Source organism: Geobacillus proteiniphilus, assembly GCF_001908025.1.
Taxonomy (GTDB): Bacteria; Bacillota; Bacilli; order Bacillales; family Anoxybacillaceae; genus Geobacillus; species Geobacillus proteiniphilus.
This window is the reverse complement of the sequence record NZ_MQMG01000001.1, coordinates 37,181-50,321: the sequence shown is the minus strand read 5'-3', so window position 1 is coordinate 50,321 and position 13,141 is coordinate 37,181. Positions and strand designations below refer to the sequence as shown.

The following is a 13,141-nucleotide window of genomic DNA, read 5'->3' as shown; positions in this document are numbered from 1 at the left end:
CTCTTGCTTTCCAATGACATTGTTTCGTACTTGCAAAAGCTGCGTCCGGCGCCGGATGAGGACATTGAGGAGATGGAGCAGTACGCCTATCGGCACCGCATACCGATTATGGATCCGGTGAGCATGGAAGTGCTGTTATTCATCTTGAAGCTGATCAGGCCGCGCCGCATTTTGGAAATCGGCACGGCGATCGGCTATTCGGCGATCCGGATGGCAAAGGCGCTGCCGGATGCGCGCATTGTGACGATCGAAAAAGACCGGGAGCGGTATGAGCGCGCCCGTTTTTACATCGAAAAGACGAACACCGAGCGGCAAATCGAGGCGGTGTTGGGCGATGCGCTCGCGGTCGAGGCCGATGTGGCGGCCGCCGCGCCGTTTGATGCGCTGTTTATTGATGCCGCCAAAGGGCAATATGAGCGCTTTTTTACGCTCTATGAGCCGTTTGTGGCTGCAGGCGGCCTCATCATCAGCGACAACGTCTTGTTTAAAGGACTCGTCGCCGCCGAAGCGCCGGCGGACAATCGACGGCTTTGGGACATCGCCCGAAAAATTCGCCGCTACAATGAGTGGCTCATGAGTCGAAGCGACTATGATACGGTCATCATTCCGGTCGGCGATGGGCTCGCCATATCGAAAAAACGAGGTGAAGAACAGTGAAAAAACCCGAATTGCTCGTGACGCCGACGAGCGTTGCCCATATCGACGAGCTGGCTGAAGCCGGAGCGGACGCGGTCATCATTGGCGAGCAGCGCTACGGTTTGCGGCTTACCGGCGAATTTTCCCGCCATGATGTCGCTGCCGCCGTCAAAGCCGCCCACCGGCGCGGCATGAACGTGTATGTGGCGATGAACGCCATTTTCCATAACGATAAAGTGGACGAGCTTGGCGACTACGTCGCGTTTTTGGCTGATGTCGGCGCCGATGCCATCGTCTTCGGTGATCCCGCGGTGCTCTTGACTGTCCGAGAAACGGCGCCGCACATGAAGCTCCACTGGAGCACGGAGACGACAGCGACGAACTGGTATGCGTGCAACTATTGGGGCCGGAAAGGGGCGAAGCGCGCCGTCTTGGCCCGCGAGTTGAACATGGACGCCATTTTGGAAATCAAAGCCCATGCCGAAGTGGAAATCGAGGTGCAAGTGCACGGCGCGATGTGCATGTACCAATCGAAGCGCTCGCTGATCGGCAGCTATTTTGAATATCAAGGGAAAGTGATGGAAGTTGAACGGAAGAAGTACGAAAAAGGGATGTTTCTTTACGACAAAGAGCGCGACAACAAATATCCGATTTTTGAAGACGAAAACGGCACGCATATTATGAGCCCGAACGATGTTTGCATTATCGATGAGCTCGGCGACATGGTCGAGGCCGGCATCGACAGCTTTAAAATTGACGGGATTTTGCACGAGCCGCGCTACATTACCGAAGTGACGAAGCTGTACCGCCGCGCCATCGATTTATGCGCTGATGACCGCGAGCGGTACGAACGGGAAAAAGAGGAGCTGCTTGCGGCCGTTGAAGCGCTTCAGCCGCCGCATCGCCGCATTGACACCGGATTTTTCTTCAAGGAGACCATTTATTGAGAAAAGGAGGGAAGCAGCATGCTTTTAAAAAATGATCGCATCTCCGAGATCATTGACGGCAAGCGCGTCATTGTGAAAAAGCCAGAGCTGCTCGCCCCGGCTGGCAACTTGGAAAAACTGAAAATCGCCGTCCATTACGGCGCGGACGCCGTCTTTATCGGAGGCCAAGAGTACAGCTTGCGCGCCAACGCCGACAACTTTACGATCGAGGAAATTCGCGAAGGGGTCGAATTTGCCAATCGATACGGAGCCAAAGTATACGTAACTGCCAATATTTACGCCCATAACGAAAACATCCCTGGCCTTGATGACTATTTGCGGGCGCTTGAAGATGCCGGTGTTTGCGGCATCATCGTCGCCGACCCGCTCATCATCGAAACGGCGCGCCGGGTGGCGCCGAAGCTTGAAGTGCATTTAAGCACGCAGCAATCGCTTACCAACTGGAAAGCGGTCCAATTTTGGAAAGAGGAAGGGCTCGAGCGGGTTGTGCTCGCTCGTGAAGTGGGCGCAGAAGAAATCCGGCAGATCAAAGAGAAAGTCGATATTGAAATCGAGGCGTTCATCCATGGGGCGATGTGTTCCGCCTACTCCGGCCGCTGTGTATTGAGCAACCATATGACGGCGCGCGACTCAAACCGCGGCGGATGCTGCCAGTCGTGCCGCTGGGATTACGATTTGTATCAGCTCTCCGACGGCCGGGAAATTCCGTTGTTTGAAAAAGGGGACGCCCCGTTTGCGATGAGCGCGAAAGATTTGAATTTAATCCGCGCCATTCCGGTGATGATCGAATTGGGTGTGGATAGCTTGAAAATTGAAGGGCGGATGAAATCGATCCATTACGTGGCGACGGTTGTCAGTGTCTATCGGAAAGTGATTGATGCCTACTGCGCTGATCCAGACCATTTCACGATCCGCGAAGAGTGGGTGCGGGAGCTGGAGAAATGCGCCAACCGCGAGACGGCGCCGTCGTTCTTTGACGGCTTCCCGGATTATACGAACCATATGTACGGGACGCACAGCCGGAAAACGACGCATGAATTCGCCGGTTTGGTGCTTGGCTATGACCCGGAGACGGGCATCGCCACCGTCCAACAGCGCAACCATTTCCGCCCGGGCGATGAAGTCGAATTTTTCGGTCCGGAAATTGAAAACTTCACCCAAGTGATTGAGAAAATTTGGGACGAAGACGGCAACGAGCTTGATGCGGCGCGCCATCCGCTGCAAATCGTGAAATTTAAGGTCAAGCGCCCTCTCTTCCCGTACAACATGATGAGAAAGGAGAATTAAGATGGGGAAGAAGCCCGTTGTCATCGGCGTCGCCGGCGGCTCCGGCTCGGGGAAGACGAGCGTCGCCCGCGCGATTTACGATCATTTCGGCGACCGCTCGATCCTTGTTTTGGAGCAAGACTTTTACTATAAAGACCAAAGCCATCTTCCGTTTGAAGAGCGGCTGAAGACGAACTATGACCATCCGCTGGCGTTTGACAACGATTTGTTGATTGAGCATATTCATAAGCTGCTTCGCTATGAGCCGATTGACAAGCCGGTGTACGATTATACGCTGCACACTCGCTCAAGCGACGTCATTCGCGTGGAGCCAAAGGATGTCATCATCGTGGAGGGCATTCTTGTCTTGGAGGATGAGCGACTCCGCAATTTAATGGACATTAAAGTATATGTCGACACCGACCCGGACATCCGCATCATCCGCCGTCTCATCCGCGATATTAAAGAGCGCGGCCGCACGTTCGATTCGGTCATCGAGCAATATTTGTCCGTCGTCCGGCCGATGCACAACCAGTTTGTCGAACCGACGAAGCGCTACGCGGATGTGATCATTCCGGAAGGCGGACAGAACGTCGTCGCCATCGATTTAATGGTGGCAAAAATTCGCACAGTTCTTGAACAAAAAGCGGTTTTGTAATAACATAACAGAGACAAAACAATATATTATATAACAAGTAAGCGTACGAACAGCCGTTTTTGCTGTTCGTACGTTTTACATAATGCAGAATATATAGAGGAGTGAGATGAATGGCGAACGAAAAGCAGTATCCGATGACGAAAGAGGGAAAAGAGAAGCTGGAACAAGAGCTTGAGTACTTAAAAACGGTCAAGCGGAAAGAAGTGGTGGAGCGCATTAAGATTGCGCGCGGGTTCGGGGATTTGTCGGAAAACTCGGAGTACGATGCTGCCAAAGATGAGCAGGCGTTTGTCGAATCGCGCATCCAAATGCTTGAAAACATGATCCGCAACGCTGTCATCATTGAAGAAGATACAGAAAATCCAGACGTCGTCTCGCTCGGCAAGTCGGTCACGTTCATTGAACTTCCAGACGGCGAGGAAGAGACGTATACGATCGTCGGCAGTGCGGAAGCCGACCCATTTGAAGGGAAAATTTCCAACGACTCGCCGATTGCGAAATCGCTTCTCGGCCGCCGCGTCGGCGATGAGGTGACGGTGCAAACGCCGGGCGGGGAAATGCTTGTGAAAATCGTAGCCGTCAAATAAAAGAGCAGCTGACTTGAGGAAAAGGCGCGCCAATCGGGAAAATGGCCGCCCATCCACGTTTCAAATAGAAACACCTCGTCAACACTGATGATGAGGTGTTTTCTTTATGTGGAAAAAACGAACACTTGCCATGCTCGCCCTCATTCAATTGGGCTTTTTGTTGCTTGTCGGGCGCTTGGCGCAGATCCAGCTGATTGACGCCGAGTCGTTTGCCAGTCATAATTTAATTGCCGAAAGCGTCGCCCAGCGGACGCAAGAACTGATCATTGACGACGGGCGCGGCTCGTTCGTCGACCGGAATGGCGCGCCGCTCACGAAGCGATACGTGCCGTCGCTTGTCTTATTCCCGTTTTTAACGGCGATGAAATGGCCGATGGAACAAGTTGCCCGCATCGCCGGCGTCTCTGAAGAAGAGATCCGCCGCCAGCTTGAGCAGGCGGACGGCCCGTTCGTCTTAGAGAAGGACGGAGAGCCGCTCGCTTTGAGCGCGAATCAAATGAAACAAATTAACGATTTGCGCATTCCGGGCGTCTTAGCCGTCAACAAGCAATATCCGCTGGAAACGGTGTACGCCCCGCATTTGCTCGGCTTCACCCGCCCGGACCGTGAGCTAATCAAGAAGCGTTATCCGAAACGACCGCTGCCGCCAAAGGCTGAAGTGGGCATTCAAGGGCTTGAGATGGCGTTTGATGAATTTTTGCTCGCCGACGGCGAAACGAAGCTGCTTTATCACGTTGACGCCGAAGGGCGGCCGCTGTTTGGGCTCGATGTCAAATACAGCGACCCGGGCAACCCGTTTTATCCCGTCACCGTGCAAACGACGCTTGACCGCGACATACAGCAAGAGATGGAGCAGATCGTTGACCGATACGGGTTGAAAAAAGGCGGTCTCGTTTTGCTGGATATTGACACAAACAGTGTGCTCGCCATGGTCAGCCGCCCCAATATGAATCCGCGCGATCCGTATAAAAATCGCGGCGCGGAAAACCAAATGGTGCTGCCGCAAATCCCCGGCTCGATTTTTAAAACGATCATTGCGGCCGCGGCGCTTGATGAGGGGCTCGCCTCGCTTGAGACGACCTTTGACTGCAGCCGAAAAATTGACGGCAAAACCCGCGATGATGAGCATGATTACGGCATGCTTGATTTAGCGGACAGCTTTGCCGTCAGTTGCAACAATGCCTTTGCCACGCTCGGCAAGCAGTTGATCGAGCACGATCCGGATGCGTTTGAAACGTATGCGAAAAAACTCGGGCTGTATCCGACAGCCGGGTGGGAAGGAGCAGTGTACCATGAGGAGCATTTCCGCCAGTTTCCTGAAGAACGGAAAGGAACGATTTGGAACGATCCGAGCGACAAGCGGGTGCCGCTTGCGGTGGCGCAAACGGCGATCGGGCAAAAAAATGTACGCGTCTCGCCGCTTGGCGTCGCCAACATGATGGCGACGATTGCCCGCGGCGGCGAGGCGCTCAAGGTGCGGGCCGTTGACAAAGTGCTGTATAAAAACGGTGCGACGCTCTTTTCGTTTCCGCCTCAATCGGCTTCAGACATGGAGCCGATCGCGCCGCAGACGGCCGAAGAGTTGCAGCGGCTTTTGCGCGGCGTTGTCACCAAGGAGGATGGCACCGGCCGCCGCTTCCGTTCGCTGCCGTATCCGGTCGCCGGCAAATCCGGGACGGCGGAGACAGGAAAAATGGATGGCGGCGCTGAATTCATTAATAAATGGTTTGCTGGCTATTTTCCAGCCGACCGCCCGAAATACGCTCTCGCTGTCGTTGAGCTCGACTGCCCGAGCGGGCAGGCCGCGACGAATGATGTGTTCGCCGCCGCAGTCGAGGCGCTTTATGCTTATGACCGCGCCAAAAATGAAGCGAAGTGACGAACCAAATGTAAGGAGAATCCATTTTTCCAGCACGAACATCATCCAAAGAAGGGAGAGGAGACGGTGGCGCAAATGGGGACGCGCTTTGCCGCCCGCGCCAAGCGGCGGAGAATCAACCGTTGGCTCAATGGAGCCATTGCGGTTGTCGTGCTGCTCATTCTCATTGTCGGTGGGAACTTGCTGTTTGGCGATAAACCGAGCGAGAAGGCGGTCGATCGCGAAGCCAAAACAGAAGCGGCCAATGCGAAGCGGGTGGAAGTGGAAACAGGTGAAGCGGTGGCGCCGGCGGAAGCAGAAACGCACACCGAGGAAGAAGACGCTGCTTCCACCGATGAAACGAGCGAAGCGGGCACGACAGAAACGCCGGGCCCGCCGGGGTCCAACATTGAAAAAGAAATCGTCAACCCGGCATGGCAGCCGATCGGTACGACGCAATCGGAGCCGCATGAAACGGTGTTTAAGAAAGATTCGGTCGACTGGAAGGAAATGCTTGATGCAGTCAGTTATGCGACCGGCATCGCCCCGGAGGAGATGATCGTTTGGTTCATCGGCAACAACGGGCCGAACAAAGCGGTCGCGACGATTTCAACGAAAAATCAAACCGCCCATTACAAAGTGTACATTGAATGGGTGACGAACGAAGGATGGAAGCCGACGAAAGTGCAAAAGTTGAAGCAAAAGCCATAGCGTTATGATGAGGGAAGCGGAGATATTCGAAGTTTCAACGGCACGCTTAGCCATGAGTGAAACAATGGCGGTTCATTAGCGGCGGCAAAACACGCAGGTGCCCAAAAACGAGGGGCACCTGTTATTTTTTCGCTTTGAAATGAACGACCGCGCTGTACCACCGCTTCCCGTTTTCCATGATGTGCATTTGATGCGAAACATGGTGGACGGAAAGCAAGAGCGCCTTGTTATGTTCAATTTGTTCGTTGATTTTTTTCTCGAGCGTTCGCAAGTCGTCCGCTTCAAAAAATTCGATTTTGTCCTCGATCAAATCAAGAGAAATGTTAGGCATCGTTCTTCCTCCTTTCCATTGTCAGTGTAGCAAATTTTCCCGCCCTCATCCACCGGCGCACAAGGGGGGGACAATACGAACGAAACATGATCGTTGAACAAGGGAAAAACATATGCTACAGTAGGAGCAGGCAATACCAAAAACATACTATATTTATAGGAATTATAAACTTTTTTGGAGTGTGACCATATGGGCAGAGAGTTTCTTGACTTGTTTGAACAATGGGCGGAATCGTACGACCGATCGGTCGAAGGATACGATGAGCAATATCGCGACGTGTTTGCCGGTTATGACTGCATTTTAAGCACGGTTGCCGACAAAGCCGGCCAAGTCGTGTTCGAGTTTGGCGTCGGCACTGGCAACTTGACGAAAAAGCTGCTTGAGCGCGGCAAGCAGGTGTACGGGATCGAGCCATCGACGCCGATGAGGAAAAAAGCGGCGGAAAAGCTCGGCGGGCGAGCGGTCATTATGGACGGGGATTTTTTGCAATTTCCGACGCCGCCGGAGCCGATCGACACGATCGCCAGCACGTATGCGTTTCATCATTTGACGGATGCGGAAAAAGACGAGGCGCTGGCCAAATATAGTCAATTGCTCCATCTGGGTGGTAAAATAGTGTTTGCCGATACGGCGTTTCGCGACAAAGAGGCGTTCCGCCGGGCGGTTGAGGAAGCCCGAGCGCGCGGCTTTCACGATTTGGCCGACGATTTGGAACGCGAATATTATACGACGCTTGACGTATTGGCATCACTGTTTGCCAAGCATGGCTTTTCCGTCTCCTTTGCGCAGCAAAATGCGTTCGTCTGGGTGATGGAGGCGGTGAAACAAACGACGTAGAAAGAGGGAGAACGATGAAAGCAGCTATTATTGGAGCTATGGAAGAAGAAGTGGCGATTTTGCGTTCGCGCATGGAAGGGCGCGAGGAAACGGTCATCGCCGGGTGCGAATTTTCCAAAGGGCGCCTTGACGGCGTAGAGGCGGTGTTGTTGAAATCCGGGATCGGCAAAGTGAACGCCGCGATGGGAACGACGCTTCTGCTTGATCGCTTCCGCCCTGATTTCGTTATCAACACCGGTTCGGCCGGCGGATTTTTGCCTTCGCTTCGTGTCGGAGATCTTGTCATTTCCGAGGAAGTCGTCCATCATGACGTCGATGTGACTGCGTTCGGCTACGCTTACGGGCAAGTGCCTGGCCTGCCGGCGCGCTACCGGGCGGATGAGGCGCTTGTTGAGGCGGCCAAGCAGGCGGCGGCGCGGCTTGATGGCCTGCAGGCAGTGACCGGCTTGATCGCCACCGGCGATTCGTTTATGAACGATCCAAAGCGAGTCGAATTTGTGCGCGGCCAGTTTCCGGAATTGTGCGCCGTCGAAATGGAAGCGGCGGCGATCGCCCAAGTGTGCGTGCAATTTGGAACGCCGTTTGTCATCATCCGGGCGTTGTCTGATATTGCTGGTGAGGAGTCAGACGTGTCGTTTGAACAGTTTTTGGAGACGGCGGCGAAACATTCGGCTGAACTTGTCTTGTCGATGCTTTCCGTTATGAAACAGAAGCGCTATTAAGATGCAACGAAAAAGTTTACCATATCCTTGACGAAAAAGCAGCTTGTCTATTTTCTCGACTGTCGGAGGCAAGCTGCAGGCTTCTTCGTCACGGCTAGGCGTAACGGAAGACCGAACAACCACTCGCTTCACGACCGATGCATGGGTCTGGAAGCAGCGTTGTTCGGTCGCCCGCCATGCTCTGTAAAAGCTGCAAATGGCATCGATATAGACAACGAAACGCCGCCGTTTTGCTGCTAAACTGAGCGTGAAGAAACGGAGTGACTTGTATGCGCGTAGCAAAAAGCATCCATGAGTTGATCGGCCATACGCCGGTTGTGGAAATTACGCGCTTCCCTCTGCCGGAAGGCGTTCGTCTGTTCGCCAAGCTTGAATACTTCAATCCTGGCGGAAGCATTAAAGACCGGCTCGGACAAGAGCTGCTGCGCGAGGCGTTTGCATCAGGAAAACTGAAAGAGGGGGGCACGATCATCGAGCCGACGGCCGGCAACACCGGCATCGGTCTGGCGCTGGCGGCGATCGGCAAAAACGTGAACATCATTTTTTGCGTGCCGGAAAAGTTCAGCATCGAAAAACAACAGCTGATGAAGGCGCTCGGGGCGCAAATCGTTCATACACCGACCGAAGAGGGAATGGAAGGTGCAATTCGCAAAGCGGAGGAGCTCGCCCGCACGATTCCAGGCGCCTATTGCCCCCAGCAGTTCCAAAACCCGGCCAACCCAAGGACGTATTACAAGACGCTCGGTCCGGAGCTGTGGGACGATTTGGACGGACAAATCGACATTTTTGTCGCCGGCGTCGGCTCCGGCGGCACGTTTATGGGGACGGCGACGTTTTTAAAAGAAAAAAACCCGGCCATTAAAACGGTCATCGTCGAACCGGAAGGCTCGATTTTAGGCGGCGGCAAGCCGGGTCCGCATCGGACGGAAGGGATCGGCATGGAGTTTTTGCCGCCGTTTATGGATCCGGATTATTTTGACGCCATCTACACGATCGCGGACGATGACGCGTTCCGGCGCGTCAGCGAACTCGCGAGACAAGAGGGGCTTTTGGTCGGCAGTTCGTCCGGCGCCGCGTTTCATGCCGCTTTGATGGAAGCAGAGAAGGCAAAGCCAGGGACGAATATCGTCGTCATTTTTCCGGACGGGAGCGAACGCTATTTAAGCAAACACATTTATGAAGGTGGGAGGTAACGATGAGGCGGAAAACAATGCTCATTCATGGCGGCATTCCGGGGGATCCGCATACTGGAGCGGTGTCGATCCCGATTTATCAAGTGAGCACGTATAAGCAAGAAGAAGTCGGAAAGCATAAAGGGTTTGAATACTCGCGCACCGGCAACCCGACGCGCGCGGCGCTTGAGAAGCTGATCGCCGACCTCGAGGGCGGCGAAGCCGGCTTTGCGTTCGCTTCCGGCATGGCGGCGATTACGGCCGTCATGATGTTGTTTCAAAGCGGCGACCATCTGGTGCTCACTGACGATGTCTACGGCGGCACGTACCGCGTCATGACGAACGTGCTGAACCGGTTCGGGCTTGAGGCGACGTTCGTCGATACGAGCGATGTCGCCAACATCGAGGCGCACATCCGGCCGAATACGAAAGCCATCTATATCGAAACGCCGACGAACCCGCTGTTGAAAATCACTGACTTGCAAGCCGCCGCCGCCATTGCCCGTGCGCACGGGCTGCTATTGATCGTCGATAACACGTTTTCCACTCCGTACTTTCAGACGCCGCTTGAGCTTGGCGCCGATATCGTCATCCATAGCGCGACGAAATATTTAGGCGGCCATAGCGACGTCGTCGCTGGGTTGGCGGTTGTCCGCACGCCGGAGCTTGCCGAACGGCTTCATTACGTGCAAAATTCAACCGGCGGCGTGCTCGGGCCGCAAGATTCATGGCTGTTGATGCGCGGGATGAAAACGCTCGCCGTGCGGATGGAGGAACATGAAGAAAATGCGCGCCAAATCGCTGCTTTTTTGGCTGAACACAAGGCGGTCAAGCGCGTTTATTATCCAGGTCTTCCGGATCATCCGAACCACGAGTTGGCGAAAAAGCAAATGCGCGGATTTGGCGGCATGATTTCGTTTGATGTCGGCAGCCTCGAACGCGCCGAGAAAGTGCTGTCGCGCGTGCGCTACTTTACGCTTGCCGAAAGCTTAGGGGCGGTCGAAAGTTTAATTTCGTTGCCAGGGAAAATGACGCACGCCTCGATCCCGAAGGAACGGCGCGAACAGCTCGGCATTACCGACGGCCTGATCCGTTTGTCGGTCGGGCTTGAAGATGTCAACGATCTGCTTGACGATTTGGCGCAGGCGCTTGGCTGAAATTGCCGCTCCCCCCTTCCGTCCATGTATGATACAGTGAAAGGGGAGAGGAGGGGTCGGGCTTGAACGAGCAGCAACGAAACGAGCTGCGGGCCAAGGCGGGCGACTTTAAAACATACAGTCTCGTCTTGTTCGCGTTTGGAGCGTTTCTCTATTTCGGAACGATCATCCCAGGAGCGGTTGAGACAGCGAAAAAGCCGTTCGCCCTATTGGCGGTCGCCGTCTGTTTTACCGCGTCGCTTTCCTGTTTGCGCCAAGCCGCCCGCTATGCCCGTCGTCTTGAGGAAGAAGAAAAGCGGTTCGAACCGTAAACCTGCCTTTTGGCCGAAAGGCGGGTTTTTGTTTAGCCATGCTGGCGTTCAAGGGAAAGCAAGCTTTTTGCCTATTTTGCAAAAAAACGGTTTACAATGGAAATAATTTTGGATATAATTACCTACGTAGCATCATTTCCAAAGGGAGGTCGAAGACAATGACAATGATGATGTGGACAACAGTAACGCATCCATTCTATCAAACGGCTATTCGACCTTCCGCCGACCGGGAATGAACGTGCACCGATGACGAAAAACAGCGATCGGGCCGCAGAAGGGGAGTAGTCTCGCTTTCTGCGGCCTTTTTGTACGCTTAGCCGCAGAAACGCCTTCCTTCTGCGGTTTTTTGCATGGAAAGGAGGTGGGGAGGCATGACGATCCATTTGTTTTTTATCACGATCACGATTGAGCGGAGAAAGCCGCGGCAACGGAACATCGAAGAGGAGCGGTTCGCGCGTGCAGCCGAGGAGGAGTTGCTTGACCGCAAATGTTCCGCTCATCAACGGTTGTTTTAAAACAATGGAGATGAAAGGGGAGAAGATTCATGTCAATTGTACCAGTATGGCTTGTGATGTGGATGAAACAGACGGGAGACTCGACTTGACTCAGGCTAAAGGGGTGTTATCGGTGCTCCGCGTGCTGTTGTTGACGGTCGAATTTCACGAATTGTTCAAAATGTGGCGGAAGCGTTCCCTGTCTTCTTTGGTAAAATAAAATCTAGAAGAGAAGGTCAAGGAGGGAACGGGGATGTTCGCCATTGTCATGTCGATCATCATTACCGCGTCGATTGCGCTTGTTGTCGCCGCGGAAGTCAGCGTTGAGGCAAGAGCGTAAGCACGGCGGTTCTTCTGCATCGGGAGGGGGATAAGCAGGCGGACCGCATCAGCAGAACGTTGGCATCAATCGTTTTTGATTGGTCAAGTTATTGCCGGCTCATTTCGGGCCGGTCTATTTTTGTCGTAAAGACACGGACAACATCGCCCCTGCATATACATAACGATAGGCGGTTTCCGCCGATGACAGCAGGCGGGGGTGAGAGCATGTCCGGCATTTTCACGGCGTTTACGTTTCTGTTGAAAGAGCTGACGTTTCTTGTCTCGTATATTAAAAACAATGCGTTTCCCCAGCCGTTAAGCGCTCAAGAAGAGGAAAAGTATTTGGCGCTGATGGCAAAAGGCGACGAGCAAGCCCGCAACCGGCTCATCGAACACAACTTGCGCCTTGTTGCCCATATTGTGAAAAAGTTTGAAAATACGGGAGAAGAGGTTGAGGATTTAATCTCCATTGGCACGATCGGCTTGATCAAGGCGATTGAAAGCTATTCGCCGGGCAAAGGAACGAAGTTGGCAACGTATGCGGCTCGATGCATCGAGAACGAAATCCTAATGTCGTTAGTGTGCGGAAATAAATTACAATCTATAATATAACGAATTTTCCGCGCAAATCTGCAACATTTTGTTTTCAATGTAATCTAAACGAGTGGCGCATACATCAACCGGCATTTTAAACACATCCTGCATCTCACATAATATAAAATCTCGTTTTGCTGATAAGTCAATATATGTAAGCATGTGATAAGGAATTGCCGCGAATAGCATAAACCGGTTCGCCTGGATTTCTTGGTAATCTCGAAATGACTTGGACATGTTCAACTGATCCCCCACGTGCAACAATAAATGTCCAAGTTCATGAAAAAACACTTCACGCCGTTTAACAGAATCAAATCGCAAGTCTTTATGCAGCCCAATAATGCGGCAATCACTCCAATAGCCGAATGATCTTGATGCATAAACGATAGCAATGTCAAAGATATCCGCTAAATATTGCTCGTCGAGCTGATACGGATACAAGATGCCATGCTGTTTATAAACGTTTGATATATGCATTTCCAGATCGCCAGGCTTATATAAATAGTTCATTTCTCCCTCAACCTTTGTTGTATCATTTG

The 13,141-nt window shown here is 53.2% G+C and carries 15 protein-coding genes and 1 pseudogene; 14 read left to right on the top strand and 2 right to left on the bottom strand.

Translation table 11 applies throughout. From position 1 onward, the window contains the following. Positions 1-3: 3 nt before the first annotated feature. The 7 genes from BRO54_RS00330 to BRO54_RS00300 all read left to right on the top strand — a co-directional run bounded on the left by BRO54_RS00330 (position 4) and on the right by BRO54_RS00300 (position 6,663). Positions 4-657 carry an O-methyltransferase gene (locus BRO54_RS00330; protein WP_074042842.1) on the top strand — a complete coding sequence of 218 codons (654 nt, stop codon included), beginning with the start codon at positions 4-6 and terminating at the stop codon, positions 655-657. Further along, on the top strand, positions 654-1,583 hold the full coding sequence (locus BRO54_RS00325; protein ID WP_074042751.1) for a peptidase U32 family protein: 930 nt from the start codon (positions 654-656) through the stop codon (positions 1,581-1,583). Before BRO54_RS00330 ends, BRO54_RS00325 begins: the two co-directional genes overlap by 4 nt. 18 nt (positions 1,584-1,601) lie before the next feature. Further along, on the top strand, positions 1,602-2,870 hold the full coding sequence (locus BRO54_RS00320; RefSeq protein WP_011232027.1) for a peptidase U32 family protein: 1,269 nt from the start codon (positions 1,602-1,604) through the stop codon (positions 2,868-2,870). Between the two features lies 1 nt (position 2,871). Continuing rightward, positions 2,872-3,507 carry a uridine kinase gene (udk, locus tag BRO54_RS00315; RefSeq protein WP_011232026.1) on the top strand — a complete coding sequence of 212 codons (636 nt, stop codon included), beginning with the start codon at positions 2,872-2,874 and terminating at the stop codon, positions 3,505-3,507. A gap of 110 nt (positions 3,508-3,617) precedes the next feature. Beyond that, positions 3,618-4,094, top strand: coding sequence for a transcription elongation factor GreA (gene greA / locus BRO54_RS00310; RefSeq protein ID WP_074042750.1), 477 nt, complete (start codon positions 3,618-3,620; stop codon positions 4,092-4,094). 106 nt (positions 4,095-4,200) lie between these two features. After that, a complete protein-coding gene (locus tag BRO54_RS00305; protein WP_074042749.1) occupies positions 4,201-5,973 on the top strand; it encodes a peptidoglycan D,D-transpeptidase FtsI family protein in 1,773 nt (590 codons plus the stop codon). A 66-nt stretch (positions 5,974-6,039) separates the two neighbouring features. After that, positions 6,040-6,663 carry a YrrS family protein gene (locus tag BRO54_RS00300; RefSeq protein WP_084544538.1) on the top strand — a complete coding sequence of 208 codons (624 nt, stop codon included), beginning with the start codon at positions 6,040-6,042 and terminating at the stop codon, positions 6,661-6,663. Between the two features lie 121 nt (positions 6,664-6,784). Here BRO54_RS00300 and BRO54_RS00295 read toward each other — a convergent pair whose 3' ends face one another. Continuing rightward, positions 6,785-6,994 carry a YrzA family protein gene (locus BRO54_RS00295; RefSeq protein WP_074042747.1) on the bottom strand — a complete coding sequence of 70 codons (210 nt, stop codon included), beginning with the start codon at positions 6,992-6,994 and terminating at the stop codon, positions 6,785-6,787. A 189-nt stretch (positions 6,995-7,183) separates the two neighbouring features. Here BRO54_RS00295 and BRO54_RS00290 point away from each other — a divergent pair, with 189 nt between their 5' ends. From BRO54_RS00290 to BRO54_RS00255, 7 genes and pseudogenes are all read left to right on the top strand, one after another. Beyond that, positions 7,184-7,831 (top strand): class I SAM-dependent methyltransferase, encoded by a 648-nt coding sequence (locus BRO54_RS00290; RefSeq protein ID WP_074042746.1) that lies wholly within the window; start codon positions 7,184-7,186, stop codon positions 7,829-7,831. A 14-nt stretch (positions 7,832-7,845) separates the two neighbouring features. Beyond that, positions 7,846-8,553 carry a 5'-methylthioadenosine/S-adenosylhomocysteine nucleosidase gene (gene mtnN, locus BRO54_RS00285; protein ID WP_074042745.1) on the top strand — a complete coding sequence of 236 codons (708 nt, stop codon included), beginning with the start codon at positions 7,846-7,848 and terminating at the stop codon, positions 8,551-8,553. 269 nt (positions 8,554-8,822) lie between these two features. Continuing rightward, the gene (locus BRO54_RS00280; protein WP_074042744.1) at positions 8,823-9,746 is read left to right on the top strand and encodes a PLP-dependent cysteine synthase family protein; all 924 of its coding nucleotides are present in this window, start codon (positions 8,823-8,825) and stop codon (positions 9,744-9,746) included. A 2-nt stretch (positions 9,747-9,748) separates the two neighbouring features. Beyond that, positions 9,749-10,882 (top strand): bifunctional cystathionine gamma-lyase/homocysteine desulfhydrase, encoded by a 1,134-nt coding sequence (locus BRO54_RS00275; RefSeq protein ID WP_074042743.1) that lies wholly within the window; start codon positions 9,749-9,751, stop codon positions 10,880-10,882. A gap of 62 nt (positions 10,883-10,944) precedes the next feature. Further along, a complete protein-coding gene (locus tag BRO54_RS00270) occupies positions 10,945-11,193 on the top strand; it encodes a YrhC family protein (RefSeq protein ID WP_011232017.1) in 249 nt (82 codons plus the stop codon). Between the two features lie 371 nt (positions 11,194-11,564). After that, positions 11,565-11,708, top strand: a complete 144-nt coding sequence (locus BRO54_RS00265; protein WP_011232016.1) for a YrzI family small protein — start codon at positions 11,565-11,567, stop codon at positions 11,706-11,708. A gap of 525 nt (positions 11,709-12,233) precedes the next feature. Next, positions 12,234-12,587 (top strand): annotated as a pseudogene (locus BRO54_RS00255) (sigma-70 family RNA polymerase sigma factor); the annotation flags it as partial. 15 nt (positions 12,588-12,602) lie between these two features. Here BRO54_RS00255 and BRO54_RS00250 read toward each other — a convergent pair. Beyond that, positions 12,603-13,112 (bottom strand): ImmA/IrrE family metallo-endopeptidase, encoded by a 510-nt coding sequence (locus BRO54_RS00250; RefSeq protein ID WP_025949299.1) that lies wholly within the window; start codon positions 13,110-13,112, stop codon positions 12,603-12,605. Positions 13,113-13,141 lie beyond the last annotated feature (29 nt).

Coding starts and splice junctions, on each gene's coding strand:
- BRO54_RS00290 (WP_074042746.1), top strand. CDS start 7,184: ATGGGCAGAGAGTTTCTTGACTTGTTTGAACAATGGGCGGAATCGTAC.
- udk (WP_011232026.1), top strand. CDS start 2,872: ATGGGGAAGAAGCCCGTTGTCATCGGCGTCGCCGGCGGCTCCGGCTCG.
- BRO54_RS00305 (WP_074042749.1), top strand. CDS start 4,201: ATGTGGAAAAAACGAACACTTGCCATGCTCGCCCTCATTCAATTGGGC.
- greA (WP_074042750.1), top strand. CDS start 3,618: ATGGCGAACGAAAAGCAGTATCCGATGACGAAAGAGGGAAAAGAGAAG.
- BRO54_RS00265 (WP_011232016.1), top strand. CDS start 11,565: ATGACGATCCATTTGTTTTTTATCACGATCACGATTGAGCGGAGAAAG.
- BRO54_RS00280 (WP_074042744.1), top strand. CDS start 8,823: ATGCGCGTAGCAAAAAGCATCCATGAGTTGATCGGCCATACGCCGGTT.
- BRO54_RS00320 (WP_011232027.1), top strand. CDS start 1,602: ATGCTTTTAAAAAATGATCGCATCTCCGAGATCATTGACGGCAAGCGC.
- BRO54_RS00275 (WP_074042743.1), top strand. CDS start 9,749: ATGAGGCGGAAAACAATGCTCATTCATGGCGGCATTCCGGGGGATCCG.
- BRO54_RS00250 (WP_025949299.1), bottom strand. CDS start 13,112: ATGAACTATTTATATAAGCCTGGCGATCTGGAAATGCATATATCAAAC.
- mtnN (WP_074042745.1), top strand. CDS start 7,846: ATGAAAGCAGCTATTATTGGAGCTATGGAAGAAGAAGTGGCGATTTTG.
- BRO54_RS00295 (WP_074042747.1), bottom strand. CDS start 6,994: ATGCCTAACATTTCTCTTGATTTGATCGAGGACAAAATCGAATTTTTT.